The following is a 25,562-nucleotide window of genomic DNA, read 5'->3' as shown; positions in this document are numbered from 1 at the left end:
GAGCGTGCTTAGCTCAGCAACTCATCACGCACGCCTTGCCCCTGCAGATGGGCCACATCCCCCCAGCCCACCAGCGTCAGCCCTTCGGGTGTCCACAGCAGACGGTTGATGGCTGCGTTGTGCAGCTCCCAGGTACGGGGGGCCTGCAAGTCCTGGCGGGTGGCCAGGCGGTAGAGCATGTCCATGACGCCGCCGTGGGCCACCAGTGCAATCTGGCCGCCCATGTGCTGCGAGGCCAGGCGGTCTACCGTATGCTGAATGCGACTGCGCAGCATGGCCAGCGATTCGCCGCCGCCATCGGGCACGAAGTCCGGATCGCGCTTGCGCCAGCGCAGGGCCTGCTCGGGCTGCTCGGCCTCGACTTCCTTGAAGGTGTGCCCCTCAAAGCTGCCAAAGCAGCGCTCGCGCAGGCCTGCATCGGGCTGTACGGGGCAGCCTGTGGTCTGGCCTACAGCCTGCGCCGTACTCAGTGCGCGCTGCAGGTCGCTGCTGTAGATGGCATCCAGGCGCTCATCCGCCAGCGCAGCACCTGCGCGCTCGGCCTGCCACAGGCCGATGTCGTTGAGAGGAATGTCCAGATGCCCCTGGATGCGGGCGTCCACGTTCCAGGCGGTTTCGCCGTGGCGTATGGCAATGATGCGGGTAGCTTGCATGCAGCAAAGTGGGCCAGCAGGCCCTCGGAAGAAAAGGCAAAGCCAACATGCTTGCCCGGCACTGTGCAGCAGCGCTGTCATTGGCAAGCAGCGAATCCGCCATTGTCTCGCATGCGCGCATACAACGCCTGTGCAGGCGAAACAAGATTTTTTGCGTGAAGGCAAGCAAGTTGTGCGCTTTTTGCGTGAATTCAGGTGCTTCTCGCTATAAACATGAGCAGAAAAAGCAAGAAGCGACAAGCGGCGCAGTTTTTGCATCGCTAGGCAAAGCCCTAGGGCTATGTACGCACCGTCCGTGGCATACCGACACTTTCACCTGACTGAGGAGACACACATGATTCTGAAGACTCTGGGTACCGCATTGCTGGCCGCAGGCCTGCTCACTTCTGCAGCACTGGTACAGGCTGAAACGGTGCGCTGGTCGCGCTCGGCCGATGTGACCACGCTGGACCCCCATGTGTTCAATACCGGCACCAACTTTGTGCTCATGCACCAGATGTATGAGACGCTGGTCAACCGCACGGCCGATGGCAAGCTCAAGCCCCTGCTGGCGACCGAGTGGAAGATGCTGGAGAGCGACCCCACGGTCTGGGAGTTCAAGCTGCGCCCTAACGTCAAGTTCCATGACGGCACGCCGCTGACGGCCAAGGATGTGGTCTTCTCGCTCAACCGCGCACGTGGCCCCAATGCACAGGTCAAGTCGCTGCTGGCTTCGGTGGACAGCATCAAGGCCGTGGATGACCTGACCGTGCACGTCAAGACCAAGGGCCCGAACCTGATCTTCCCGAACAACCTGACCAACCTCTTCATCATGAGCGAGGACTGGGCCAAGAAGAACAACGCCACGGAAACCCAGGACCCCAACAGCAAGCAGGAAAACGGTGCGACCCGCGCGGTCAACGGCACAGGCGCTTTCATGCTGGCTTCGCGTGAAATCGACAGCAAGACGGTGATGAAGCAAAACCCCAACTACTGGGGCAAGGACCAGGTGGGTGATGTGACCGAGCTGGTCTATCTGCCCATCAAGTCACCCGCCACACGCGTGGCTGCACTGCTGTCGGGTGAAGTGGACTTTGCCCAGGACATTCCCGCGCAGGACGTGGCGCGCCTGAAGCAGGACAGCAAGCTGCGCATCAACGAAGGGCCTGAAAACCGCTCCATCTTCCTGGGCCTGAACGTGGGCGCGGCAGAGCTCAAGTCCAGCAACGTCAAGGGCAAGAACCCGCTGGCCGACCCCAAGGTGCGCGAAGCCATTGAACTGGCGATTGACCGCGATGCCATCAAGCGTTCGGTGATGCGAGGTCTGTCCAACCCCTCGGGTGTGATGGCCCCTCCCTTTGTCAACGGCTATGACAAGAGCATGGCGGCCTACAACAAGGCTGACATCAACAAGGCCAAGCAGCTGCTCAAGGAGGCTGGCTATCCCGATGGCTTCGCCATCACACTGCACTCGCCCAATGACCGCTATGTGAATGACGAGGCCATCAGCACTGCCATTGCGGGCTTTCTGGGGCGCATTGGTATCAAGACGGAAGTGTCCTCGCGCCCCATTGCGCAGCACAGCGTCTCCATCGTGAATGCCGACAGCGACTTCTACCTCTACGGCTGGGGCGTGCCCACCTATGACTCGGCCTATATCTTTGACTTCCTGGTTGCCACCCGTGGCAAGGAAGGCCGTGGGGCGCAGAACGCCACCGGCTACAGCAATCCTGAGGTGGATGCCAAGATCATCTCGCTGTCTTCCGAGAGCGATGTGGCCAAGCGCAATGACACCATCAAGCAGATCTGGGACGTGGTGCAGAAAGAGCGCTTCTACATTCCGCTGCATGACCAGGTCATCCACTTCGCTTCGGTCAAGTCCATCGACGTTCCCGTGCACCCTGACAACACGCTGCACTTCAAGGACGTAAAGATCAACAAGAACGCCAAGTAAGCCCATGCTGGTCCATCTGCTGCGCAGACTGGGCCAGTCAGTATTGGTACTGCTGGCCGTCTCGTTCATTTCCTTCATGGTGTTTCGCCACATTGGCGACCCCACCATCAGTTTGCTGGGCGAAGATGCCACGCTGCAAGAGCGTGAAGCCCTGGTCGAAGAGCTGGGGTTTAACAAGCCCGTTCCGCTGCAATACCTGTCCTATGTGGGCAAGGTGTTGCATGGGGACCTGGGCATTTCCTACCGCCTCAAGCGCCCTGTGGCCGAGGTGATTGCCGAGCGCCTGCCCGCCACGCTGGAGCTGGCGCTGACGGCTTCGGTGCTGGCACTGCTGGTGGGCATTGTGCTGGGCGTGTACACCGCCATCCGCAAGGATGGCTGGCTCTCGCGCACCATCATGACCGTCTCGCTCGTGGGTGTGTCGCTGCCCACGTTTCTGATTGGCATTGGCCTGATCTATGTGTTTGCCGTAGAGTTGCGCTGGCTGCCGTCCTTCGGGCGGGGGCAGACCGTCAATATTGGCGGCTGGGAAACCGGCTTTCTCACGGCGTCGGGCTGGGCGGCGTTGATCCTGCCTGCCATCACGCTGGGCTTTTACAACATGACGCTGATCATGCGGCTGGTGCGTGCCGAGATGCTGGAAGTGCTGCGCTCGGACTACATCCGCTTTGGCCGTGCGCGCGGCCTGCATGACAAAAGCCTGTACTTTGGCCATGCGCTGCGCAATACGCTGATTCCCGTCATCACCATTGCAGGCTTGCAGATTGGCTCGCTGATTGCCTTTGCCATCGTTACGGAAACCGTGTTCCAGTGGCCGGGCGTGGGCTTGCTGTTCATCTCGTCCGTGCAGGGCGTGGATGTGCCTTTGATTGCGGCCTATCTGATGTTCATCGCCCTGCTGTACGTGGTGATCAACCTGTTCGTGGATTTTCTGTATGTGCTGGTGGACCCCCGCCTGCGTAAGAAATAAGGGGCCCGCAAATGACTGATTCCGTAAAACCTACGGGCTGGAAAGCCAGTGACTCGCCCGTCAAGCGCGCCTTTGCTCGATCGCGTCTGGTGCAGGTAGCCGCTGGCGTGATGGCTCTGCTGGTGCTGGCCACTGTATTTGCACCGCTGCTGGCGCTGCACAACCCGTTTGAACCTGCCAATCTGGACTTGATGGATGCCTTCACGCCCCCCTGGAGCCAGGGCATGGGTGAGATGTTCTACCCGCTGGGTGCCGATGACCAGGGGCGTGACGTGTACTCCGCCATCCTCTACGGCCTGCGCATGTCGGTGATTGTGGGTGTGGCTGCTGTGGCGCTGTCGCTCATCATTGGCGTGCCACTGGGCCTGATTGCGGGCTATGCCGGTGGCTGGTTTGACACCATGCTCATGCGCATTGCCGATGTGCAGCTCACCTTCCCCGTGATTCTGGTGGCGCTGCTGATCTTCGGTATTGCACGCGGCATGCTGCCCGAGGGCTACCGCGACGACATGGCCGTGTACGTCATCATCATTGCCATCGGCCTGTCTGACTGGGTGCAGTACGCGCGCACCGTGCGTGGCGCGGTCATGGTGGAAAAGCAGAAAGACTATGTGCTGGCTGCCCAGCTCATCGGGCGCAGCCGCACGGCCATTCTGGCCAGGCACATCCTGCCCAATCTGCTGGCCCCCATTCTGGTCATTGCCACTATCAGCTTTGCGCAGGCCATCGTGGCGGAGTCCACGCTGTCCTATCTGGGCGTGGGCCTGCCCCCCACGGCCCCCTCGCTGGGTACGCTGATCCGCATTGGTCAGGGCTTTCTGTTCTCGGGCGAGTGGTGGATTCTGATGTTCCCCGGGCTGGTGCTGCTGGCGCTGGCCCTGTCGGTCAACCTGGTGGGCGACTGGCTGCGTGACGCTCTCAACCCCAAGCTGCAATGAAGATGCACACAGACACTCCATCCCCCGTGCCTGCTGATGGTGCAGCAGGCGGCACGCCCGTGCTGCGGGTGCGCAATCTGAGCGTGACGTTTGACACCCACAAAGGCCCGGTGCATGTGCTGCACGATGTGTCGTTTGACATCTGGCCAGGAGAAATCCTGGGCGTGGTGGGCGAGTCCGGCGCGGGCAAGTCCATGACGGGCTCTGCCATCACCGGCCTGATCGAGCACCCGGGCCGCATTTCCGGCGGTACGGTCGAACTGCAAGGCCAGCGCATTGACCAGCTGCGTGGTGAAGATCTGCGCCGCATTCGTGGCAAGCGCATTGGCACCATCTTCCAGGACCCGCTCACCAGCCTGAACCCGGTCTATACCGTGGGCTGGCACTTGGTGGAAACCATTCGCACCCACCTGCCTGTGAGCGAAAAAGAAGCCGAGGCACGTGCGCTGGCGCTGCTGGAAGAAGTGGAAATTCCGCATGCCAAGGAACGCATGGGGCAGTACCCGCACCAGTTCTCCGGCGGCATGCGCCAGCGCGTGGCAATTGCGCTGGCACTGTGCGCAGAGCCGGAACTCATCATTGCGGACGAGCCCACCACGGCGCTGGATGTGTCCGTGCAGGCGCAGATCATCCAGCTGCTGCGCAAGGTCTGTAAGGAGCGCGGCGCTGCCGCCATGCTGATCACCCACGACATGGGCGTGATTGCCGAGACAGCCGACCGCGTCATGGTCATGTACCACGGTCGCGTGCTGGAGACCGGCCATGTACGCCAGGTGCTGGACGCCCCGCGTGACCCCTACACCCAGGTGCTCATGGCAGCCATTCCCAGCGTGCACCAGCGCGTGGAACGCCTGCCTGTGCCTGAAGTGGGCGGTGGGCCCGTGGTCAAAGCGGTGCCGTGGACGCCCAAGCCCGCAGACCCTGCGGCTGCCGCTGCACGCCCGCTGGTCGAGGTTCAAGACCTGTGCAAGGAATACGACCTCTCTGGCGGCTGGCTGGCCCGTGTGCTCGCACGCCAGGACCAAAAAATCCTCAAGGCCGCAGACCATGTGAGCTTCAACATCCGCAAAGGCACGACCTTTGGGCTGGTGGGCGAATCTGGCTCCGGCAAATCCACCGTGGCACGCATGATTGCGGGGCTGACCCGCCCCACCAGCGGCACCATCCTGTTTGACGGTGTAGACAAGTGGAGCGCCGCCGCACAGACCGTGGCCATGCGCCGCCGCTTTCAGATGATTTTTCAGGACCCGTACGCCAGCCTCAACCCACGCTGGACGGTGGAGCAGCTGATTGCCGAGCCCTTGGTAGTGCTGGGCATTACGCAGTCCAAGGAAGAAACCGCCGAACGTGTGCAGCAAGCCCTGCACCGCGTGCGCATGAAGCCGGACGACGCCAAGAAGTACCCGCACCAGTTCTCCGGCGGCCAACGCCAGCGCATCGCCGTGGCGCGCGCACTGGCCAGCAGGCCGGAGTTCATCATCTGTGACGAGCCCACCTCGGCGCTGGACGTATCCGTGCAGGCCCAGGTGCTCAACCTGATGCGTGATCTGCAGGAAGAGTTTGGCCTGACTTATCTGCTCATCAGCCACAACCTGGCCGTGATTCGCCATATGTGCGACGACATCGGCGTCATGCAGCGCGGCCAGCTGGTGGAAGTGGGCGATGCGCAGGCCGTGCTGGATGATCCGCAGCACCAGTACACCAAGGACTTGATGGCGGCGATTCCGGATATTGCGCACGTGCATTGAAGCACGGTAGCAGCTTGCCCCAAGCTGCTGACAATGCGCTGCATAGCTCCCTCTCCCGCTTGCGGGAGAGGGCAGGGGTGAGGGCCGCATTCACTCCTTCCCCCGCTGGGGGAAGGCGGGGATGGGGGCCGTTGCTGCTTCTTGTTTGGGCGGTGTGCTTGGTTTGAGGCAGGAGGTCGGGTTTCGGCCCGACAGCCGACCCCATTTCTTTTGCGTCGCCAAAAGAAATGGGGGAAAGAAAAGGCGAGCCTTGCAGGCGGCTTGTCCGGCTGAACTCCCGTCGCTCCTGCGTCGCTCTGGTCAAACAGGCAGCCGGAAATCAGATTTTTTATGTCCAAGCACGCCAGTCTTACAGCTGGCGTGCGGGGTGGCACAAGCGCTGTGCCTTGCACTCCCTCGCCTGCTTGCGGGAGAGGGTTGGGGAGAGGGCTGCATTTCACACATTCCCCCGCTGGGGGAAGGCGGGGATGGGGCCGTTGCTGCTTCTTGTTTGGGCGGTGTGCTTGGTTTGAGGCAGGAGGTCGGGTTTCGGCCCGACAGCCGACCCCATTTCTTTTGCGTCGCCAAAAGAAATGAGGGAAAGAAAAGGCGAGCCTTGCAGGCGGCTTGTCCGGCTGAACTCCCGTCGCTCCTGCGTCGCTCTGGTCAAACAGGCAGCCGGAAATCAGATTTTTTTATGTCCAAGCACGCCAGTCTTACAGCTGGCGTGCGGGGTGGCACAAGCGCTGTGCCTTGCACTCCCTCGCCTGCTTGCGGGAGAGGGTTGGGGAGAGGGCTGCATTTCACACATTCCCCCGCTGGGGGAAGGCGGGGATGGGGCCGTTGCTGCTTCTTGTTTGGGCGGTGTGCTTGGTTTGAGGCAGGAGGTCGGGTTTCGGCCCGACAGCCGACCCCATTTCTTTTGCGTCGCCAAAAGAAATGAGGGAAAGAAAAGGCGAGCCTTGCAGGCGGCTTGTCCGGCTGAACTCCCGTCGCTCCTGCGTCGCTCTGGTCAAACAGGCAGCCGGAAATCAGATTTTTTTATGTCCAAGCACGCCAGTCTTACAGCTGGCGTGCGGGGTGGCACAAGCGCTGTGCCTTGCACTCCCTCGCCTGCTTGCGGGAGAGGGTTGGGGTGAGGGTTGTATTTCACTCCTTCCCCCGCTGGGGGAAGGTGGGGATGGGGGCCTTTGCTGCTTCTTGTTTGGGCGGTGTGCTTGGTTTGAGGTGGGGAGTCGCAAGGAGGGTAAACATGAACCATTCGGACCAGAAAGCGGCATGGGATCAGCGCTGGCTGGCACTCAAGCTGCCGCCGCTGTTGCTCGTGGCATTGGTGGTTGCGGGTATCTGGAGCACATCGGCGTTGCTGCCCATGCAGTGGGTGACGCCGTTGCGTTGGGCTGTGGCTGCGGTATTTGGTGCTGCCGGGCTGGCGGTGTGCGTGGCCGGGGTCTGGGCCTTCCGGCAGGCGCGAACGACGGTAAGCCCGGTGGCGCCGGAAAACGCTTCGGCGCTGGTGGTGCGTGGCATTTACCGCTGGACGCGCAATCCCATGTATCTGGGTTTTGTGCTGGGTTTGCTGGGGTGGTCGCTGGCGCTGGGTACGTGGAGTGGGGTGCTGTGGTGCGCCGCCTTGGTGTGCTATCTGCAGCGCTACCAGATTCGCCCGGAGGAAGCGGTGTTGCGCCAGAAGTTTGGGGCGGACTATGTGGCTTACTGCGCGCAGGTGGGGCGCTGGTGGGGGTACGGAATTTAAGCATTTTTGGCCTCTAACGAAGTCCCATCGAGCGCTGGCAGCTATCACTTTTATAAGTTCCATCACTTTGTCATTGTCTGAATCACCATGGCTCACTGACAATCAACACGCTTATAAAAATCAGAGCAGGAGTGGCGGTGGAGACAACGCTGATCGTGGTGGTCGCCGGGGCCATGTGCGCCGGTTTTGTGCAGGGCGTTTCAGGCTTTGCGTTTGGCATGGTGGCTATGTCGTTCTGGGCCTGGGTGCTGGAGCCGCAGGTGGCTGCCGCGCTGGCCGTGTGCTGTTCGCTGGCGGGGCAAATCCTCGCGGCCTTTAGCGTGCGCCGGGGTGCGCACTGGCCGCAGCTGCTGCCGTTTGTGCTCGGTGGGCTGGCAGGCATTCCCGTGGGCTTGTGGCTGCTGCCGCAGCTGAACATGCTCTGGTTCAAGGCCGGGCTGGGCGCGCTGCTGCTGATCTGGTGCCCCACCATGCTGCTGATGCAGCGCCTGCCCCCCATTACGCATGGCGGGCGCGTGGCCGATGCAGTGGCGGGCTGGGCGGGTGGTGTGCTGGGTGGTCTGGGTGGCTTTACGGGCACGATTCCCACGCTGTGGTGCAGCCTGCGCCGCTTTCCCAAAGACACACAGCGTGCGGTGATTCAGAACTTCAACCTGTCCATGCTGTGCGTGGTGGCTCTGCTGTATGTGGAGCGCGGCCTGATTACCGGCCCGGTGCTGCACTGGCTGGCATGGCTGCTTCCCGCCATGCTGGTGCCAGCCTGGCTGGGCATGCATACCTACAAGGGCATGAGTGAGGCCGCCTTTCGCCAGCTGATTCTGGTGATGCTCACGCTCTCGGGTCTGGCCATGCTGGGCAGTTCTGTGTCCCAGCTGTGGGACAGCATCTGAAAGAAATTCGCATCAAATTGGGCTCTAGCGCTTATGTAGTAAGCGCTGGTAGCTCTGTTTTTTGATTGCTTGATATTTGCGCCAGTATGTGCTTGCTGGTTCGCTCACCTACCTGTGAACGCGTCAACCCCGCATGGGCAGCACAATGCGGTTTCGCGTATGGTCAATGCATAAGGCGCAAGCAGCGCGTGCTGCGCGGTGTGCCGCTACTGTTGGGGAGTGAATGCATGAACGATCGCATTTTTATCAACGCCGTAGATATGGATGGCGCACCTGTGCATGTGGCGGTGCAGCAGGGGCGTATTACCAGCATGGCCAGCGAGTGCCCAGTGCTGCCGCATGCAGAGGTGGTGGATGTGGCAGGCCATGTGCTGCTGCCGGGGTTTGTGGATGGCCATATCCATCTGGACAAAAGCTTTGTGGGCGACCGCTGGCATTCCCACCAGCCCGTGAGCAGCCTGCGTGAGCGTCTGGCGGTGGAAAAACAGGCGCTGGCCTCCGCCCGGCCCATGGTGGCGCGTGCTGAGGCCTTGATGGCGCAGGCCGCGGGGTTTGGCACCATGGCCATGCGCTGCCATGTGGATGTGGACGCGACCACACAGCTCACGCATCTGGAAGCCGTGCTGCAGGCACATGCCAAGTGGGAACAGTGGCTGGAGATAGAGCTGGTGGCCTTCCCGCAGGCTGGCGTGGTGAGCTGCCCGGGCACGGCGCAGGTGCTGGATCAGGCCATGCGTGCCGGGGCGCAGGTGGTGGGCGGCATTGACCCCACTACTTTCGATGGTGACCCCGATGGGCAGCTGGACGTGGTGTTTGATCTGGCCGAGCGGCATGCCGCCAAGGTAGACATCCACCTGCACGAGCCCGGTGAGATTTGCATGGCCGATCTGCAGCGCATTGCTGCGCGCACCGAGGCACTGGGCATGCAGGGGCGTGTGGCCGTCAGCCATGCCTATGGCCTGGGGGATCTGGACGATGCCGCACTGCAGCGCATTGCGGAGGTGCTGGCCCGGGCGGGCATTGCCATCATGACGAATGCACCGGGCAACCATGGCTTTCCGCCAGTGCTCAAGCTGCGCGAGGCCGGGGTACGGGTGTTCAGCGGCAATGACAATATTCAGGATGCCTGGTGGCCCTTTGGCAATGGCGACATGTTGCAGCGCGCCATGCTGGTGGCCTATCGCTCAGGCTTTTACACCGATGCCGATCTGCGCGTGGCGCTGGACATGGCAACGCATGCCAGCGCAGCGGTGATGGGCAAGGCCGACTACGGCCTCCAGCCCGGCCATGCGGCAGATTTTGTGCTGGTGCAGGCCCCGAATGCAGCCGCTGCCGTAGCGACTGCACCGTATGCACGCAAGGTGGTGCGCAAGGGTGAGATCTGGCAGCTGCCAGAAGCGGTGGCTGCCCGCTGAGCAGCATGCGGTTCAAAGTTTGACGAGGAGCGTGGCAATGTTCTGGAAACGCAGGGGAATGGCCTTGGGGGTGCTGCTGGCCATGTGGATGTCTGCCACCGCCAGTGCCAGCGGCGGTGCGCCGCCGCAGCCACTGCACGAGGCAGCGCAGCGTGGCGATGTGGTGCAGCTGCGCGCAGCACTGGAGCAAGGCGCGCAGGTGGATGCACGCAACCGCCGTGGCGAAACACCGCTGCTGGTTGCGACCCACCACAACCAGGTGGAAGCTGCGCGGCTGCTCATGGCCGCCGGGGCTGATGTGAACGCCAAGGACCAGATACAGGACAGCCCCTACCTCTACGCGGGGGCACGTGGGCACAACGAAATTCTCAAGATGACGCTGCAGCACGGTGCAGACCTGCAAAGCCTGAACCGCTATGGCGGCACGGCCCTGATTCCTGCCGCGGAGCGTGGCCATGTGGAAACGGTGCGCCTGCTGATTGCCGCAGGGGTAGATGTGAACCACATCAACCGCTTGCACTGGACGGCGCTGATGGAAGCCATTGTGCTGGGCCAGGGCGGCCCGCAGCATGTGCAGATCGTGCAGGATCTGCTGGCGGCCGGGGCAGACCCGCATATTGCAGATGCCGAAGGTATCACCCCCTTGCAGCATGCCCGCCAGCGTGGCTATGGGCAGATCGAGGCTTTGCTGCTGCAGGCGGGGGCGAAGCGTTAAAGCGCCAGCGTGTAGGGCCAACACAGGGCAGGGCATAGCGCGAATCGCCAACAATAGCGCTGCTTTTTGCTGCGTTTTTTGGTTGGAAAAACTTCATGCTCTCTCGCCGCCTGTTTACGACTTCTGCTTGTTTGACCCTGCTGGCTGGCTGTGCCAGCGCAAAAACCGATCACCGTTCAGCCTCTTTGCAGGCGCACTGTCAGGCCCTGGAGGCGAAGGCACAGGGGCGACTGGGCGTGAGCATTGTGGACACTGCCACCGGGCAGCAATGGGGCTGGCGCGAAGATGAACGCTTCATGATGCTCAGCTCTTTCAAGCTGCTGGCCAGTGCCCTGGTGCTGCACCGTGTCGACCAAGGGCAGGAGTCGTTGCAGCGGCGTATGGCCTACCCGCGCAGTGCGCTGATTCCCTGGTCACCCATCACCGAAAAACATGCCGATGGCCCGGGGCTGACGCTGGGCGAGCTGTGCGCGGCCACCATCACCACCAGCGACAACACAGCAGGCAATCTGATTCTGGAAAGCTACGGTGGCCCTGCAGCGCTGACCGCCTATGCGCGCCAGCTGGGGGACGCGGTTACACGGCTGGACCGCAATGAGCCAACGCTCAACCGCCCCTCCAGCGATGGGTTGCTGGACACGACCAGCCCCCGTGCCATGGCACAGACCATGCACAAGCTCTTGGTGGGCGGGGCGCTCTCAACGGCATCGCGCCAGCAGTTGCGGCAATGGTTGCTGGCCAACACCACAGGTGGCAAACGTCTGAAAGCGGGTGTGCCTGCATCGTGGCAGGTGGGCGATAAAACCGGCACCAATGCCACGGATGCGAACGACATTGGCTTCTTGATCCCACCCCAGGGTGCGCCATGGATCGTGACGGCGTATCTGGCTGGCAGCAGTGCCGAGGGAGCGGTCAAAGATGCCTGTCTGGCGGATGTGGCTGCATGGGTGGCGCAGCAGGTGGCAGCGCAGGGCGCATGAACATCATTCTTGTACCGCTGTGATGTAGCAGTTTTTTGCCTGCCAGCGCTTATCGAGTAAGCGCTGGCAGCTATTTTTTTGAAAGTCACGGCCAAGCACAATGGCTGTGCCGTGAGAAAGGCTTATGCCGCCTTGATGCTTGCCTGGGCCGCTGCTGTGTGGTGCACGGCAGGCAGCTCCTGCAGACCGAAGTGGCCGCGCAGCGTGTGGCTGCTGTAGTCGCTGCGGAACAGGCCACGCTTGCGCAGAATGGGCACGACCTCGCTGGCAAACAGTTCCAGCTGCTGGTTGATGATGGGCGGCATGACGTTAAAACCATCGGCAGCGCCGGTGGTGAACCAGTCTTCAATGGTGTCAGCCACTTGCTCGGGCGTGCCCGCAATCGCCAGGTGGCCGCGTGCACCCGCCAGACGCTTGAGCAGCTGGCGCAGTGTGAGTCCATCGCGCAGCGTGGTTTCCACATAGCCAATGGCACGGCTCTTGGAGGCTTCGACCAGATGGGGATCGGGGAAGTCATCACGGCTGAGCTTGCGATCCAGTGGCAGGTGCGAGAAGTCGTTTCCACCGAAGCGTGCGGACAGGCGGGTCAGGCCTACTTCTACGCTGGTCAGGCTGTCCAGCTCTTCCCAGACCTGCCGTGCCTCGTATTCGGTGGAGCCAATGGCAGCGCTGATGCCGGGCAGGATGACGATGTCTTCCGGGCGGCGGCCTGTTGCCTGGGCGCGGCCTTTGATGTCCTGGTAGAAGTCCTGCGCCGATGCCTTGCTGCCATGGGCGGTAAAGATGGCCTCAGCCCACTGGGCAGCAAAAGCGCGCCCGTCTTCGGACTGGCCCGCCTGCACCAGCACCGGGCGGCCCTGCGGGCTGCTGGGCACATTCAGCGGGCCACGGGTGCGGATGTGCTGGCCAGCGTAGTTGACGGGGCGAATCTGCCCAATATCCACAAACTGGCCGCTGGCTGCATCGTCCACGATGGCGCTGGCAGGGTAGCTGCGCCACAGCGCATCCACGGCTTCGACAAACTCTTTGGCAATGCGGTAGCGGTCACCATGCTCAATGTCGGTGCTCAGGCCGTAGTTTTCACCAGCGCGTGGCGCCCAGGACGTGACGATGTTCCAGCCTGCACGGCCCTTGGAGATGTGGTCCAGCGAGGCGAACTGGCGTGCCAGCGTGTAAGGGTGGCTGTAGGAGGTGGAGGCAGTGCCGATCAGGCCAATGCGTTCCGTTCTGGTGGCAAGCGCAGTCAGCAGTGTCAGCGGCTCCAGCGTGCCGGAGGTGAGCTGACCGCTTTCAGGGCCGACCAGACTGTCGGCCAGAAACACCGCATCAAACTTGGCGGCTTCGGCAATCCGGGCAGCGTCAACGTACAGCTCCAGGTCAGTCAGTGACTTGGGATTGGCTGCAGGATGGCGCCAGGCACCTTCGTGATGGCCGCGGGTCATGAGGAAAAGGTTCAGGTGCAGTTGTCGGGACATGTTGCAAACTCCTTCAGGCAAGGGCGGGGGCTATGGTTTCCACGCCCAGGCTGCGCAGCAGTTCGGTACGCAGCTGCATGAAGCGGTGGTGGTCGGGGCGACGGGGCTGGGGCAGGCCTACGTCGTGGTCCTGGGCGATCTTTCCGTGCTGTATGACCAGAATGCGGTCGGCCAGCAGCAGGGCTTCGTCCACGTCATGGGTGACCAGAATCACCGTGGGATGGGTGCGCTCTACCAGCTGCAGCAGCAGGCTTTGCATGCGCATGCGGGTCAGCGCATCCAGCGCGCCAAAGGGCTCGTCGGCCAGCAGTACATGGGGCTCGCGCAGCAGTGAGCGCGCCAGTGCGGCGCGCTGTTTCTGACCGCCAGACAGCGTGCTGGGCCAGACGCTGGCCTTGTCGCCCAGGCCGACTTCCTGAAGCAGATGCTGGGCACGTGCGTGGACATGGGGCTGTTGCTCGATTCCCAGCGTGAGGTTGTCCATGACGGATAGCCAGGGCAGCAGGCGCGAGTCCTGAAAGAGCACGGAGACATTGCCGCTGGCTTGCGCCAGACCTGTGCTGTGTGCATCGCTGTCCAGCCCCGCCACGGCACGCAGCAGCGTGGTCTTGCCGGAACCGGATTCACCAAGCAGGGCCACAAACTGGCCTGCAGGAATGTGCAGGTCGATGGCGTCCAGAATGCGCTTGTGCTGAAAGCTGCGGCTGAACTGGCGCAGTTCGACCTGGCCGAGGGGAAGGGTGTCTGTGGTCATGAGCCCAGCGACCTCCGGTAGGACAGCACACGGGCTTCCAGGCGGCGCACAGCAGCATCAGAGAGCAGGCCCAGCAGTGCGTAGATGAGGATGCCGACCACGATCACATCGGTCTGGCCCCAGTCACGGGCACGGTTCATCAGGTAGCCAATGCCAGTCTGGGTGTTGATCAGCTCCAGCACGACCAGTGCCGTCCAGCACAGGGCTACAGCCATGCGCAGGCCCACAAAGAAGCCGGGCAGGGCACCGGGCAGGGCCACTTTGCGGATGAAGGTGGCACGCGACAGGCCCAGTGTCTGTGCCAGTTCGACATGGCCAATATCAATGCTGCGCAAGGCGGCGTGGGTGTTGATATACACGGGTACGAGCACGGCGGTGAAGATGAGAAACACCTTCATGGCCTCACCAATGCCCAGCCAGATGATGGCCAGTGGAATCAGCGCCAGGGTGGGCACGGCACGCTTGATTTGCACAATGCCATCAATCAGGGCTTCGCCCGTACGGGTCAGGCCGGCAGCCAATGCCAGCACCACGCCGGTGAGCACGCCCAGCAGCAAGCCCGTGTAGGCGCGTGTGGCAGAGGCCAGCAGATGGGGCATGAGCGAGCCGTCGCTCAGCATTTCATAGCCAACGGCCAATGCCTGCGAAGGGGCGGTGAGTGTTTCGGGCGAGAGCCAGCCTGCGCGGGATGCGATTTCCCAGACCAGAAACAGCAGCACAGGGCCGAGCATGAGCAGGGATGCAGGCGCACGGGCAGGCACCAGTGCGGGCGTAGCGCGTACTGCGGCGGCAGGCACAGCCGCTGGTGCCGTGTGCAAACCTGATGCATCGGTGGAGCGTTCAGACCAGCGGGCAGAGGCAGAGAGAGGGATGGAGGGCATGGCAATGTCCAGTCAGTTTTTTGGCGGGAGCTTGTCAGCGTGTGGCGGTCACGACGGAGTCAAACGTGGTGACGAAAGAGTCTTTGGCATCCAGGCGCTGTGGCAGTGAGCCCGCTGCGTACAGGGTGTCAATCAGGCGCTGGTGCAGGGGCTGGGCTTCGGCGGCAGTCTCGAAGATCAACGGAGACAGCGAGGTCTGAATGGCAGCCGTGGTCTGTGCATCCAGTCGCTGGAACTTGCGGTAGTAGTGCTCACCCCATGCGGCCTCGTTGGCATTGCTCCAGTTGCCTGCACGCACAAAGGCAGCCAGAAACTGTGCAATGGCCTGTGTTTTCTGTGGGTCTGCCAGCACTTCAGGGCGTGCATAGAGGTAGGAGGTGGAAGGCAGAAGCTGGCGCTCCTGTGGGTCAGGCACCAGGCGTGCACCGATTTGCTTGCTCAGGCGCGAGACGTGGGGCTCGGTAATGACGGCAACATCCACGGCCTTGGCGCGCAGTGCATCGTTGAGCTCAGAGACGCGCAGATGCACAGGCTGTACGTCTTTGAGGGTGAGGCCTGCGCGGTTGAGTGCTTCGATCAGAAACACCTGGCGGCCAGAACCTTCCACATAGCTCACGCGCTTGCCGCGCAGATCGCTCAGGCGCTCTACACCTGCATTGGCATGCTGGAGCAGGCGGTATTGCGCCAGTTCACGGCTAAAGGTGGCAATGATGGGCAGGTGTACGCCTGCAGCCCGGGCCTGGATGGGCGGTGTATCGCCCACATAGGCAATGTCCAGCGCACCTGCACGCATGGCTTCAAAAATGGCAGGACCGCCTGCAAAGTTGGGCAGCTCCAGCTGGAAGGGCAGTGTCTTGCGCTCTCCGCTGGCATCGAGCAGATGGCGAATCAGCTCACTCTGGTCGGCCACGACCAGCTTGGTTTTGTGGTCTACGGCGGCTGACGTTGCTTGCGCACTGCCAGCCATGTACCAGGCCAGCAAGGCGGCGCTGCCTGTTAAGAATTGACGCTTGTGCATACGGCGGCTCCCTTGTGTTTGGAATGGGGCGGATGCTAGGCAAGCGCTGCAGCGCAGGGAACGAAGGATTCTTTATTTGAAAACAACCAAAACATCCATCTGCGCACGGGGTGCGTGGTGCTGGCAGTCGATCAACGACAGAAAGTTCTGTGGCAACAGTGACTTAAAGAGCGAATGGCCGGAAGCGCGGCGTGCAGCCTGTGCGCAGGTATCTCTGTTTGCGCAATATGCTCATGCAATCAATTTCGTTGGTGCATGCGTGTGCAGCACTTGTAATCGACGGTATTCATTCACTGGCGGTCACCGCCACGCCGCATTTTTTTGGATTGCTCACGCCCATGTCTACGCAACGCTCTATCCGTACGGTCATCTTGAATGGCAGTCTGGCTCGCCCCTCCAAAACACGATCGCTGCTGGATGCGCTGCATGCCCAGCTGCATACCCAGTTGCCGCTGGAGACCTTGCACATCGACCTGGTAGATCTGTTTGAAGACATCGGCACCTGTCTGTGGCGTGAGCAACTGCCAGAGCGTGCCATGCGCGCATTGCAGGCCATAGAAACGGCTGACTTTCTGATCGTAGGAGCACCTGTCTTTCGAGGCAGTGTGCCGGGCCTGTTCAAGCACCTGTTTGACTTGCTGGATACGCCTGCGATGGCTGATAAACCTGTGCTGCTGGCAGCGACGGGTGGCAGCCAGCGGCATGCCCTGGTGATTGAGCACCAGCTGCGCCCCTTGCTGTCTTTTTTCCAGACCCTGACATTGCCGGTGGGGGTGTATGCCTCGGCAGAAGACTTTCAGGACGGCAGACTGCACAGTGCAGCGGTGGATGCGCGCATTGCGCTGGCAGTGCAGACCACTGTGCCCGTGCTGCAGGCGCTGGCTTCTGCAAAGGAACTGATGCCAGTCTGATACCGTCCACCCTGGCAGCAGGGTGTGGAGGTTTTTATGGCTTCAGCGCTTATGGCATAAGCACTGGCAGCTATGTTTTTTAAGCCTGCTGCAGCGGGGTCGGGCTGCTTGGTTTTGACAGTCTGTGACTGTGCAGTGAGTGTGCAACCCATGGATGCCAGCATGATCAGACCAATGGCCAGGCACTGGCTCCAGCTGAGCACCTCACCAAGTAGCAGCAGCGCCAGCAAGGCCGCCACGGCAGGCTCCATGCTGGTCATGGTGCCAAAAACGTTTTTGGGCAGATGCTTCAGTGCAAACAGTTCCAGCGAAATGGGAATGGCACTGGAGATCAGGGCTACGCCCAGACTGGTGAGCAGTACGTCTGGCGCCAGCAATGCAGTGCCTGCATGCACCACCCCCACAGGGACAACCACCAAGGCAGCCATGGCAGCGCCCAGCGGTGCGGTAATGCTCACCGGAAGGTGTCCCACACGCTTGCCAAAGATGATGTAGCAGGCCCAGCCCGTTCCACCCAGTGCGGCCCATGCCATGCCTGTGGGGTCAAGGGTGTTGATGTCATGCCCCAGCGGCAGCAGCAAAGCCAGACCCGCCACGGCCAGTGCAATCCAGACAAAGTCCACAGGGCGGCGCGAGGACCAGACGGCCACACTCAGGGGACCGGCAAATTCAATCGCCACAGCGATGCCAAAAGGCAGGGTGCGCAGAGACAGATAAAACGACAGGCACATCACGCCCAGCGTGGCGCCATAGACTGCGATGTGGCGCAGGTCTGCACGTGCTACGTGGTGTCGCCAGGGGCGCCAGGATGGAAAGCAAGAAAGTGGGGCGCTGCGCAGACATAGGGCGTGAATGTAGCGCTTTGCGGGCCACCGTGGTTCGCGTGCGGCGTGAGGCACAGGGCGGGTGGTGGTGCAGCCGATTCACGGGACCGTCAAAGGCCTGTGGGTGGCACACGGGCCTGCCGCGGGTGGGCATGTCGCCCGGTCTCTGTGGCCTGCCGTGGGGCCGGCATGTGGGCCTGGGCGCAAGTGCGGCGGGGTCACCAGGGCAATCCCAAGATCTGGGTGGCGCGATTTATCGGGTGTTTTCACTGTATAGCACACACAGGATCGGCGCAGCCTGCTCTGATTTTTAGGGCGTGCACGCCGGCTCACCCTGCGTGGCGCAAGGGCTTGACCTTCCCATCATGGCAAGCTTTAGTCTGGCGCCATTGCATTTTGACCAGGAGTTTTGCCATGCAATTTCACATCGACAGCATGACCTGCGGCGGCTGCGCCCGCAGCGTGACCAAGGCGATCCAATCCGTAGATGCCGCCGCGCAGGTGACGGTGGACATCCCCACCCACACAGTGCAGGTGCAGACCACGGCCTCGCAGGCCGCGGTGGTGGCGGCGCTGGAAGAGGCGGGCTACCCCGCGCAGGTGCAGTAAGCGCGCTGCGCCACCCCGTGGGGGGCGGCTGCGGCTGACCCACGCCACGCGCGCCCCAAAGGCCATGGCACATGCCATGGCCTTTTTTGTGGGGCGTTGCGGTGATGGGCGGCTAGCGGGCGGGCGGGCAGCAGGTGGCCTGGGTCGGGGCCGCACCGTCCTCCGCGCCGGGTGCGGGGAGGTCGGCCGTCTCCAGCCCTTGCAGGATGGGGCAGTCGGGCCGTTCATCGCCCGCGCAGCAGGCGGTCAGCGCCTGCAGGGTGTCGGACATCTGCTGCAGCTCCTGGATGCGCCGCTGCAGATTCTGGATGTGCTGCATCGCCACGCGCTTCACGTCCGCGCTTTTGCGGCTGCGGTCCCGCCACAGGTCCAGCAGGTCGTGAATCTCCGCCACCGCAAACCCCAGATCGCGTGCGCGGCGGATGAAGCGCAGCATGTGCACATCCGACCCGCTGTACGCGCGGTAGCCGGACTCGGTGCGGTGGATAGGCGGAATCAGCCCCACCGACTCGTAATAGCGAATCATCTTGGCCGACACGCCCGAGGCCTTGGCTGCTTCTCCGATGTTCATAGGCTCTCTCCGAAAATTTTCACCGTGCACCGATGGTTGGGAACATGCGGCACAGCGCAGGCACTACGGCAGACCTGCCGCAGCGCTGCTGCGCGACAGGTCTGCATCCATCTCCTGACGCGCCGCGGATGTTTGAGCGGCGCGCTGGTACAGCGGACAGCAAGTTTCGCGGCGGGCAGGCCCAAGCGCATCTTTGGTGACCTTCTGGGCGCACCCAGAAAATCACTTGGCCGCCGGGACGAACTCCCGGCCTCTGCCGTCAAAGATGGGATGGTCGCCATCGATCAGGCCGCAGCCTCTGCCATCGGCGCCTTAAAGCTGCGCAAGCGCAAGGCATTGCCCAGCACAAACACACTCGACAGTGCCATGGCACCGGCCGCAAAAATCGGCGACAGCAGGACACCATACGCGGGGTAGAGCGCGCCGGCAGCCACGGGGATCAGCGCCGTGTTGTAGGCAAAGGCCCAGAACAGGTTCTGCCGGATGTTGCCCATGGTGGCCTTGGACAGCGCAATCGCGTTCGGCACGCCCTGCAGGCTGCCGGACATCAGCACCACGTCGGCGGCTTCCACGGCCACGTCGGTGCCGCTGCCGATCGCGATGCCGACATCGGCCGCGGCCAGCGCTGGCGCGTCGTTGATGCCGTCGCCGACAAAGGCGACATGGCCGTGTGTGGCCTGCAGCTGCTGCAGCGTGGTCACCTTGCCTTCGGGCAGCACCTCGGCCACCACTTCGTCAATGCCCAGGCGCGCGGCAATCGCCTGCGCGGTGCGGGCGTTGTCGCCGGTGATCATGATGACTTTCAACCCCAGGGCATGCAGGGCGGCAATGGCGCCGGGCGTGCTGGGCTTGATGGGGTCGGCCACGGCGATGATGGCGGCCAGCTGCCCGTCCACCGCCACGTACAGTGGCGACTTGCCTTCGCTGCCCAGGCGGGCCGCCGTGGCGGCGAAGCGCGCCACGTCCAGCCCCAGGGCGTGCATGAAGCGGTCGGCACCGACCTCCACGCGCTGGCCCAGGGCCGTGGCGCGCACGCCCATGCCGGTGATGGAGGCAAAGTCGCTGAGGGCGGGCACGGTCAGTTGCTCGTGCTCGGCGGCTTGCACGATGGCGCGGGCAATCGGGTGCTCGGAGCGCGATTCGGCGGCCGCGGTCAGCGCCAGCACCTGGGCGCGGTCAAAGCCCTCGGCCACTTCCAGGTCGGTCAGCGCGGGGTGGCCTTCGGTCAGGGTGCCGGTCTTGTCCACGGCCACGGCCTGGGTGTTTTTCAGCAGCTGCAGCGCTTCGCCCTGGCGGAACAGCACGCCCAGCTCGGCGCCCCGCCCGGTACCCACCATGATGGAGGTGGGGGTGGCCAGGCCCATGGCGCAGGGGCAGGCGATGATGAGCACGGCCACGGCATTGACCAGCGCAAAGCTCAGCGCCGGCGTGGGGCCGAACACCAGCCACACCAGGAAGGTGAGCACGGCGGCGGCCATCACGGCGGGCACGAACCACAGTGTGACCTTGTCCACCACGGCCTGGATGGGCAGCTTGCCGCTCTGGGCCTGCTCCACCAGCCGGATGATCTGCGCCAGCACGCTGGCGCTGCCCACGGCCGTAGCGCGCAGAGTGAAGGCCCCGGTCTGGTTGACCGTGCCGCCCACCACGCGGTCATCAATGGTCTTTGCCACGGGCACGGGCTCGCCGGTGATCATGGATTCGTCCACATAGCTCTGGCCGTCCAGCACCGTGCCGTCCACGGGCACGCGCTCGCCGGGGCGCACCTGGATGAGGTCGCCGGTCTGCACGTCGGCCGCCGGCAGCTCCACCCACTGCCCGTCGCGCTGCACGCGCGCCGTCTGCGGCTGCAGGCCGATGAGCCGCTGGATGGCCTGCGAGGTGCGGCCCTTGGCGCGGGCCTCCAGCATGCGGCCCAGCAGGATCAGCGCGACGATGACGGCGGCGGCCTCGAAGTACACATTCACAGTGCCGGCCGGCAGCAGGCCGGGCAGGAAGGTGGCGACCACGGAATAGCTGAACGCCGCCAGCGTGCCCACGGCGACCAGGGAATTCATGTCTGGCCCACCGCGCAGCAGGGCGGGCAGGCCCTTGGTGTAAAAGCGCCGTCCGGGAATCAATAGCACCAGCGCGGTCAGCACACACTGCAGGTACCAGCTGTTTTGCAGGCCGATGGTGCCCGCCACCCAGTGGTGCATGCCGGGGAGCAGGTGCGAACCCATCTCCAGCACAAACACCGGCAGTGCCAGCACCGTAGCAAGGGTGAAGTCGCGCTGCAGCGCGGCGTATTCGGCTTCCTTGTGTGCGGCCTGGGCCTCGGCTTGCGCCCGCGCGGCCTGGGTGTCGATGGGTTGGCCGGGGTAGCCGGCCTTGTCCAGCGCGGCCAGCAGAGCCTCCAGCGTGGCGCTGCCTTGGACCGTGGCGCGCTCGGTGGCCAGGTTCACCTGGGCCGCGGTCACGCCGGGCACTTTTTGCAGGGCACGTTCAACCCGGCCCACGCAGCTGGCGCAGGTCATGCCTTCCACGGCCAGCTCGACGGTCTGGCTGGGCACCTCGTAGCCGGCCTTTTCAATCGCTTGCACCACGGCGGCCGTGTCCAGCGGGCCAGCAGGCTGGATGTGGATGCGCTCGGTGGCCAGGTTGACACTGACCTCGGCCACGCCAGGCACCTGGCGCACGGCCTTTTCGACCCGGCCCACGCAGCTGGCACAGCTCATGCCGTGCACGGGCAGGCTGAGGACAGCGGCGGTGGGGGGGTGGGCGTGGGGCGTGGATGGTGGGGTGGACATACGCAGAACCTGTGGTGCTAAAGGGAATAGGGTGCAGCGTAATCCTTGACATCATGGGAAGGTCAAGCGCAGGGGTATGGTGTCGTCTCCGGACAGCAAAAAGGCTTGCACACTGTGCAAACCTTTTGACCTTCCAGCGCTTGTAGCGTAAGCGCAGGAAGCTATGGTTTTGGTGGTTAGAGCAAGGACTTGGCGTTGTCCAGCACCAGGTCGCAGGCTTTTTCCTTGAGGTCGCCCTTGAGCTTGTCCATGCTGAAGCTCTGACCATCCTTGCCGGTAATCATGCCTGCCAGTCCGCTCAGATAGCCCTGGTCTTTGGGCTCTTCCTTTTTCTGGGGGCTCAGGCCCAACTTGCCCAGCAACTCGGCCTTGACCTGTTCAGCCTTGTTGGCGTTCAGGTAGTTGTTTTTGACGCAATAGGTGATCAGGCCTGCGGCATTGCTGGCAGAGTCTGCGGCAGGCATGCCCAGCGAAGACAGCAAGCCTGCAGACGCACCGCTATTGCCCAGCAGGTCGCCAAGGGCTGAACTGCTGGTGGATGGCTCGCTGCTGCTGCCACCCAGACCAAACTGGCTGGCCTGCTGGCGCAGGCTGTCCAGACCTGAGGCATGTGCGCCAAGGCTGGCGCTGCACAGGGCTGCAGCCAGGGCGGCGGTGGAAATCCAAGAATGCATGGTGAAGTTCCTGCTGGGGAAATGGCTTAAACGTAGCACGCCTCGGTGTGTGGTCAGCGTCAGCCATGTAGTGTTTTGCAACTGCACCAGGCCGCCGTAGCAGCCCGGTGCAGGCCATGTGCCGTGTTACTTGCTGGATGCAGGAGCAGTGGGTGTGGCTGGTGCAATCGTGGTCTGCACCTGGCGTACGCCCTGTGGTGGGTTGGGGAAGTCATTCAGGGCAGAGCTGAACAAGATGCCCCAGATCTGCGGATCATTGCCCTGCATGTCGTTGTACTGGGCCGAGGTCTCATAGACGATGCGCTGGGTCTTGGCATCGCGCATCACCAGATTCACAGAGCGGTGGTAGACGGTGGAGGGAAAGTCCGTGGCCCATGCCATGGCAGGGCCGGGGCCGAAGGGACCAGGGCCCCAGGGGCCGGGTGTCCATGGGCGGCCGTAGCCCCAGCCATAGACGCCGGGCGGTGCGTAAAACGCGGAGTCGTTATACGGCGTTGTGGTGTTGGCCACGCTGATGGCATCAATCTGCACCACCAGATGGGCCTGCGTGGGGTCTGCAGCGGGGCGCAGGCCCACCTGGTCCAGCGCCTGCTGGGCGGAAGCTTCAATCACACCAAAGCTTTGCTGGTTCTGCACCTGTGAGGGCAGCAGTTCAATGCGATAGGTGGTGGGCAGCTGCACGCCAGCCATGCCGGAGTAGCTCTGCACGCTGGTGGTGTAAGTGGTGGGACCGCTGGCACAGCCAGCAAGAAGGGCTGCGGCAGCAAGGCTCAGCAGCAAGGAGGAAGTGGTGCGCATAAGCGAGACTCTGATCTGAAATAGACAGGTACAAGGTATAGCACTGCGGCATCGCAGCAGCGTGTCCGCCGATGCCGCAGTTTGCTGTCACCCGTGGGGTTCAGGGCGTCTTGGTGTCACTGCCTGCAGCCGGTGTGCTGCCACTGGCAGGGGCAGCATCCGTTGCGGGCTTTGCAGCAGGCAGCGGGGTGATGGTGGTGCGCACCTGGCGAGTACCTTGGGGCGGATGGGGAAAGTCGCTCAGCGCTGCGTCAAACAGCACACGCCAGATCTGCTGGTCATCGACGCGGATTTCGTCGTACTTGGCCGAAGTTTCATAGACGATCTGCTGCGTCTTGGTGTCACGAATCACGAGCTGTACACCACGGTAGTACACCATGGGGGGCGCATCCATCCAGCTCATGCCCATGCCCCAGCGAGGGCCGCCAAAGCCCATACCCAGCCCCCAGCCAAAGCGTGGCCCGTAGAACCAGTTGTCATATCCAGGGTGGTAGGCATAGCCCTGGTCGGCGCTGGCACCAATCTGCACCACCAGGCGTGCCAGATCGGGGCGAGGATCGCGTGTCAGACCCACACGCTGCAGGGCATCCTGTGCAGCGGCTTCAATGCGGGCAAAGCTTTGCTGGTGCGTCTGTGAGGGCAGCAGCTCCATGCGATAGGTGGCGGGCAGGTGGATGCCACCCATGTTGGCATAGGACTGAACGCTGGAGGTGATTTCACGTGGCCCGGTGGCGCAGCCTGCCAGTGCGGCAGCCATCACCAGGGCAGCGCCCATGCAGCAGCGACGGAGGAATCTTGTGGCGGTCATAGGTGTGCTCCTTGAGATCAGCAAGCATGCCAAGTGTGGCATGCAGAGGCGTAGCAAGGTGTAAAAAAGCCCCGCATTGCGGGGCCGGTCAAACGCTTTAGTTGATCTGTACCACCTGCACGCCGCCAGGCAGTGCAGAAGGCTTGGGCAGCTCTTCGTGGTCGAACGCGGTGTCGCCATTGGGGTCGGCAATGCCGGTGGCCTTGGCGTTCTTGAAGTCGTGCAGCTGGGGGTCCATCATGTGGGTGGTCACGATGTTGCCCATGGCGCGGAACATGCTCTCGATACGGCCAGGGAACTTCTTGTCCCACTCTCGCAGCATGTCGCCCACGGCCACGCGCTGCAGGCCGTCCTGGCTGCCGCACAGGTTGCAGGGGATGATGGGGAAGTTCTGGTACTTGGCCCAGCGTGCAGTGTCCTTCTCGGGCACATAGCACAGGGGGCGAATCACCACGTGCTTGCCGTCATCCGACACTAGCTTCGGTGGCATGCCCTTCATGCGGCCGCCGTAGAACATGTTGAGCATCAGCGTTTGCACGATGTCATCACGGTGGTGGCCCAGGGCTACCTTGGTGCAGCCCAGCTCATCGGCCACCTTGTACAGGATGGCGCGGCGCAGGCGCGAGCACAGACCGCAGGTGGTCTTGCCTTCGGGCACGACGCGCTTGACCACGGAGTAGGTGTCCTGGTTTTCGATGTGGTAGTCCACGCCGATGGACTGGAAGTACTCAGGCAGCACATGCTCAGGAAAGCCGGGCTGCTTCTGGTCCAGGTTCACGGCCACGATGTCGAACTTCACGGGCGCGCGCTTTTGCAGCTTGCGCAGGATGTCCAGCAGGGTGTAGCTGTCCTTGCCGCCGGACATGCAGACCATGACCTTGTCACCGTCTTCAATCATGTTGAAGTCCATGATGGCGCGGCCCACTTCGCGGCACAGGCGCTTTTCGAGCTTGATCTGCTCACGCTCGATCTTGATCTTGCCAGGCTTGGCTTCAGCGGCGTCGTTGCCTGCTGCGGCTGCTTCAGCCGATTCGTCTTCGCTAATCCAGGGGTTTTCAGTCACAGCATTCATGGGGTTCACCATTGTCCGGTTTCGACGCGAATTGCTACTTCGCAGTCATCAAAAATTTCAAGTTTGGCGATCTTCACGCGCACGCCCACCACGCCGGGCAGCTGCATCAGGCGTTGCGCGACCTTGCCGATCAGGCTCTCGAGCAGGTTCACATGCTCGGACGTGCATTCGTCAATGATGATCTGGCGCACCTTGCGGTAGTCCAGCACGTTGGAGATGTCCTCATCCGCGTGGCGCAGGGGCTGTTCCCCCTGGTTGAGCTCGGCGTCCACCTGGATGGGCTGGGGCGTGGTTTTTTCGTGATCGAGGATGCCCAGACTGGCGTTAAAGCGCAGTCCAGTCAGGGTCAGAATTTGCTTGCTGCTTGCAGTGTGCATGGCGCAGGGAATCAGCCCTTGTGG

24 protein-coding genes are annotated in these 25,562 nt (G+C 62.8%); 11 read left to right on the top strand and 13 right to left on the bottom strand.

What is annotated here, in order from left to right; translation table 11 throughout:
* Window positions 1-8: 8 nt before the first annotated feature.
* Entirely contained in the window at window positions 9-653 is a 645-nt protein-coding gene (locus B5M06_RS03600) for a histidine phosphatase family protein (protein ID WP_054065199.1), read from the bottom strand.
* A 334-nt stretch (window positions 654-987) separates the two neighbouring features.
* On the opposite strand from B5M06_RS03600, the gene B5M06_RS03595 reads away from it, so the two are divergent.
* The 9 genes from B5M06_RS03595 to bla all read left to right on the top strand — a co-directional run bounded on the left by B5M06_RS03595 (window position 988) and on the right by bla (window position 11,977).
* Window positions 988-2,586, top strand: a complete 1,599-nt coding sequence (locus tag B5M06_RS03595; protein WP_054065200.1) for an ABC transporter substrate-binding protein — start codon at window positions 988-990, stop codon at window positions 2,584-2,586.
* Window positions 2,587-2,590: 4 nt separating this feature from the next.
* Complete coding sequence (locus B5M06_RS03590; RefSeq protein WP_054065201.1) at window positions 2,591-3,556, top strand: ABC transporter permease; 966 nt, start codon at window positions 2,591-2,593, stop codon at window positions 3,554-3,556.
* An 11-nt stretch (window positions 3,557-3,567) separates the two neighbouring features.
* On the top strand, window positions 3,568-4,494 hold the full coding sequence (locus B5M06_RS03585; protein ID WP_054065202.1) for an ABC transporter permease: 927 nt from the start codon (window positions 3,568-3,570) through the stop codon (window positions 4,492-4,494).
* A 2-nt stretch (window positions 4,495-4,496) separates the two neighbouring features.
* Window positions 4,497-6,242 carry an ABC transporter ATP-binding protein gene (locus B5M06_RS03580; protein WP_054065214.1) on the top strand — a complete coding sequence of 582 codons (1,746 nt, stop codon included), beginning with the start codon at window positions 4,497-4,499 and terminating at the stop codon, window positions 6,240-6,242.
* 1,231 nt (window positions 6,243-7,473) lie between these two features.
* Complete coding sequence (locus tag B5M06_RS03570; protein WP_054065763.1) at window positions 7,474-7,977, top strand: methyltransferase family protein; 504 nt, start codon at window positions 7,474-7,476, stop codon at window positions 7,975-7,977.
* Between the two features lie 137 nt (window positions 7,978-8,114).
* On the top strand, window positions 8,115-8,867 hold the full coding sequence (locus B5M06_RS03565) for a sulfite exporter TauE/SafE family protein (protein WP_205245349.1): 753 nt from the start codon (window positions 8,115-8,117) through the stop codon (window positions 8,865-8,867).
* A gap of 227 nt (window positions 8,868-9,094) precedes the next feature.
* Window positions 9,095-10,282: an amidohydrolase family protein gene (locus B5M06_RS03560; RefSeq protein WP_054065762.1), complete on the top strand. Its 1,188-nt coding sequence runs from the start codon at window positions 9,095-9,097 to the stop codon at window positions 10,280-10,282.
* Between the two features lie 37 nt (window positions 10,283-10,319).
* Complete coding sequence (locus B5M06_RS03555; RefSeq protein ID WP_058879460.1) at window positions 10,320-10,997, top strand: ankyrin repeat domain-containing protein; 678 nt, start codon at window positions 10,320-10,322, stop codon at window positions 10,995-10,997.
* Between the two features lie 95 nt (window positions 10,998-11,092).
* Window positions 11,093-11,977 (top strand): class A beta-lactamase, encoded by an 885-nt coding sequence (bla, locus tag B5M06_RS03550; protein WP_080025160.1) that lies wholly within the window; start codon window positions 11,093-11,095, stop codon window positions 11,975-11,977.
* A gap of 122 nt (window positions 11,978-12,099) precedes the next feature.
* Here the strand turns inward: bla and B5M06_RS03545 are convergent, their stop codons facing one another.
* Genes B5M06_RS03545 through B5M06_RS03530 form a run of 4 tightly spaced genes read right to left on the bottom strand, consistent with a single transcriptional unit; the run spans window position 12,100 to window position 16,105 of the window.
* A complete protein-coding gene (locus B5M06_RS03545) occupies window positions 12,100-13,452 on the bottom strand; it encodes an LLM class flavin-dependent oxidoreductase (protein WP_054067806.1) in 1,353 nt (450 codons plus the stop codon).
* Between the two features lie 13 nt (window positions 13,453-13,465).
* Entirely contained in the window at window positions 13,466-14,206 is a 741-nt protein-coding gene (locus B5M06_RS03540; RefSeq protein WP_054067805.1) for an ABC transporter ATP-binding protein, read from the bottom strand.
* Entirely contained in the window at window positions 14,203-15,087 is an 885-nt protein-coding gene (locus B5M06_RS03535) for an ABC transporter permease (RefSeq protein WP_054067804.1), read from the bottom strand. Before B5M06_RS03535 ends, B5M06_RS03540 begins: the two co-directional genes overlap by 4 nt.
* Before the next feature lie 34 nt (window positions 15,088-15,121).
* Window positions 15,122-16,105, bottom strand: coding sequence for an ABC transporter substrate-binding protein (locus tag B5M06_RS03530; protein ID WP_054067803.1), 984 nt, complete (start codon window positions 16,103-16,105; stop codon window positions 15,122-15,124).
* Between the two features lie 338 nt (window positions 16,106-16,443).
* On the opposite strand from B5M06_RS03530, the gene msuE reads away from it, so the two are divergent.
* The gene (gene msuE, locus B5M06_RS03525; RefSeq protein WP_077345309.1) at window positions 16,444-17,016 is read left to right on the top strand and encodes an FMN reductase; all 573 of its coding nucleotides are present in this window, start codon (window positions 16,444-16,446) and stop codon (window positions 17,014-17,016) included.
* On the opposite strand, the gene B5M06_RS03520 is transcribed toward msuE, so the two are convergent.
* Window positions 16,902-17,747: an EamA family transporter gene (locus B5M06_RS03520; RefSeq protein ID WP_054067798.1), complete on the bottom strand. Its 846-nt coding sequence runs from the start codon at window positions 17,745-17,747 to the stop codon at window positions 16,902-16,904. The genes msuE and B5M06_RS03520 overlap by 115 nt on opposite strands.
* Window positions 17,748-18,254: 507 nt before the next feature.
* Between B5M06_RS03520 and B5M06_RS03515 the strand changes: the two genes are divergently transcribed.
* Window positions 18,255-18,449 carry a heavy-metal-associated domain-containing protein gene (locus tag B5M06_RS03515; protein ID WP_054067797.1) on the top strand — a complete coding sequence of 65 codons (195 nt, stop codon included), beginning with the start codon at window positions 18,255-18,257 and terminating at the stop codon, window positions 18,447-18,449.
* Window positions 18,450-18,561: 112 nt separating this feature from the next.
* On the opposite strand, the gene cueR is transcribed toward B5M06_RS03515, so the two are convergent.
* The 7 genes from cueR to B5M06_RS03480 all read right to left on the bottom strand — a co-directional run bounded on the left by cueR (window position 18,562) and on the right by B5M06_RS03480 (window position 25,538).
* Window positions 18,562-19,020, bottom strand: a complete 459-nt coding sequence (cueR, locus tag B5M06_RS03510; RefSeq protein WP_054067796.1) for a Cu(I)-responsive transcriptional regulator — start codon at window positions 19,018-19,020, stop codon at window positions 18,562-18,564.
* 284 nt (window positions 19,021-19,304) lie between these two features.
* Window positions 19,305-21,809, bottom strand: a complete 2,505-nt coding sequence (locus B5M06_RS03505; protein WP_054067795.1) for a heavy metal translocating P-type ATPase — start codon at window positions 21,807-21,809, stop codon at window positions 19,305-19,307.
* 176 nt (window positions 21,810-21,985) lie between these two features.
* Window positions 21,986-22,483: a YjjA family protein gene (locus B5M06_RS03500; protein WP_054067794.1), complete on the bottom strand. Its 498-nt coding sequence runs from the start codon at window positions 22,481-22,483 to the stop codon at window positions 21,986-21,988.
* A 126-nt stretch (window positions 22,484-22,609) separates the two neighbouring features.
* Window positions 22,610-23,281, bottom strand: coding sequence for a DUF4136 domain-containing protein (locus B5M06_RS03495; protein ID WP_054067793.1), 672 nt, complete (start codon window positions 23,279-23,281; stop codon window positions 22,610-22,612).
* Window positions 23,282-23,381: 100 nt separating this feature from the next.
* Window positions 23,382-24,089, bottom strand: coding sequence for a DUF4136 domain-containing protein (locus B5M06_RS03490; RefSeq protein ID WP_080025159.1), 708 nt, complete (start codon window positions 24,087-24,089; stop codon window positions 23,382-23,384).
* Between the two features lie 97 nt (window positions 24,090-24,186).
* Window positions 24,187-25,173, bottom strand: a complete 987-nt coding sequence (ttcA, locus tag B5M06_RS03485; RefSeq protein WP_054067791.1) for a tRNA 2-thiocytidine(32) synthetase TtcA — start codon at window positions 25,171-25,173, stop codon at window positions 24,187-24,189.
* Entirely contained in the window at window positions 25,167-25,538 is a 372-nt protein-coding gene (locus B5M06_RS03480) for a dihydroneopterin aldolase (protein ID WP_054067790.1), read from the bottom strand. Before B5M06_RS03480 ends, ttcA begins: the two co-directional genes overlap by 7 nt.
* Between the last annotated feature and the right edge of the window lie 24 nt (window positions 25,539-25,562).

Source organism: Comamonas kerstersii (assembly GCF_002056725.1).
GTDB classification, from domain to species: domain Bacteria; phylum Pseudomonadota; class Gammaproteobacteria; order Burkholderiales; family Burkholderiaceae_C; genus Comamonas; species Comamonas kerstersii.
This window is presented reverse-complemented; position numbering and strand designations above follow the sequence as displayed.

Excerpts from the sequence above, each read along its gene's own strand:
- B5M06_RS03600 (WP_054065199.1), bottom strand. The coding sequence starts at position 653 with ATGCAAGCTACCCGCATCATTGCCATACGCCACGGCGAAACCGCCTGG.
- B5M06_RS03595 (WP_054065200.1), top strand. The coding sequence starts at position 988 with ATGATTCTGAAGACTCTGGGTACCGCATTGCTGGCCGCAGGCCTGCTC.
- B5M06_RS03590 (WP_054065201.1), top strand. The coding sequence starts at position 2,591 with ATGCTGGTCCATCTGCTGCGCAGACTGGGCCAGTCAGTATTGGTACTG.
- B5M06_RS03585 (WP_054065202.1), top strand. The coding sequence starts at position 3,568 with ATGACTGATTCCGTAAAACCTACGGGCTGGAAAGCCAGTGACTCGCCC.
- B5M06_RS03580 (WP_054065214.1), top strand. The coding sequence starts at position 4,497 with ATGCACACAGACACTCCATCCCCCGTGCCTGCTGATGGTGCAGCAGGC.
- B5M06_RS03570 (WP_054065763.1), top strand. The coding sequence starts at position 7,474 with ATGAACCATTCGGACCAGAAAGCGGCATGGGATCAGCGCTGGCTGGCA.
- B5M06_RS03560 (WP_054065762.1), top strand. The coding sequence starts at position 9,095 with ATGAACGATCGCATTTTTATCAACGCCGTAGATATGGATGGCGCACCT.
- B5M06_RS03555 (WP_058879460.1), top strand. The coding sequence starts at position 10,320 with ATGTTCTGGAAACGCAGGGGAATGGCCTTGGGGGTGCTGCTGGCCATG.
- bla (WP_080025160.1), top strand. The coding sequence starts at position 11,093 with ATGCTCTCTCGCCGCCTGTTTACGACTTCTGCTTGTTTGACCCTGCTG.
- B5M06_RS03545 (WP_054067806.1), bottom strand. The coding sequence starts at position 13,452 with ATGTCCCGACAACTGCACCTGAACCTTTTCCTCATGACCCGCGGCCAT.
- B5M06_RS03540 (WP_054067805.1), bottom strand. The coding sequence starts at position 14,206 with ATGACCACAGACACCCTTCCCCTCGGCCAGGTCGAACTGCGCCAGTTC.
- B5M06_RS03535 (WP_054067804.1), bottom strand. The coding sequence starts at position 15,087 with ATGCCCTCCATCCCTCTCTCTGCCTCTGCCCGCTGGTCTGAACGCTCC.
- B5M06_RS03530 (WP_054067803.1), bottom strand. The coding sequence starts at position 16,105 with ATGCACAAGCGTCAATTCTTAACAGGCAGCGCCGCCTTGCTGGCCTGG.
- msuE (WP_077345309.1), top strand. The coding sequence starts at position 16,444 with ATGTCTACGCAACGCTCTATCCGTACGGTCATCTTGAATGGCAGTCTG.
- B5M06_RS03520 (WP_054067798.1), bottom strand. The coding sequence starts at position 17,747 with ATGTGCCTGTCGTTTTATCTGTCTCTGCGCACCCTGCCTTTTGGCATC.
- B5M06_RS03515 (WP_054067797.1), top strand. The coding sequence starts at position 18,255 with ATGCAATTTCACATCGACAGCATGACCTGCGGCGGCTGCGCCCGCAGC.
- cueR (WP_054067796.1), bottom strand. The coding sequence starts at position 19,020 with ATGAACATCGGAGAAGCAGCCAAGGCCTCGGGCGTGTCGGCCAAGATG.
- B5M06_RS03505 (WP_054067795.1), bottom strand. The coding sequence starts at position 21,809 with ATGTCCACCCCACCATCCACGCCCCACGCCCACCCCCCCACCGCCGCT.
- B5M06_RS03500 (WP_054067794.1), bottom strand. The coding sequence starts at position 22,483 with ATGCATTCTTGGATTTCCACCGCCGCCCTGGCTGCAGCCCTGTGCAGC.
- B5M06_RS03495 (WP_054067793.1), bottom strand. The coding sequence starts at position 23,281 with ATGCGCACCACTTCCTCCTTGCTGCTGAGCCTTGCTGCCGCAGCCCTT.
- B5M06_RS03490 (WP_080025159.1), bottom strand. The coding sequence starts at position 24,089 with ATGACCGCCACAAGATTCCTCCGTCGCTGCTGCATGGGCGCTGCCCTG.
- ttcA (WP_054067791.1), bottom strand. The coding sequence starts at position 25,173 with ATGGTGAACCCCATGAATGCTGTGACTGAAAACCCCTGGATTAGCGAA.
- B5M06_RS03480 (WP_054067790.1), bottom strand. The coding sequence starts at position 25,538 with ATGCACACTGCAAGCAGCAAGCAAATTCTGACCCTGACTGGACTGCGC.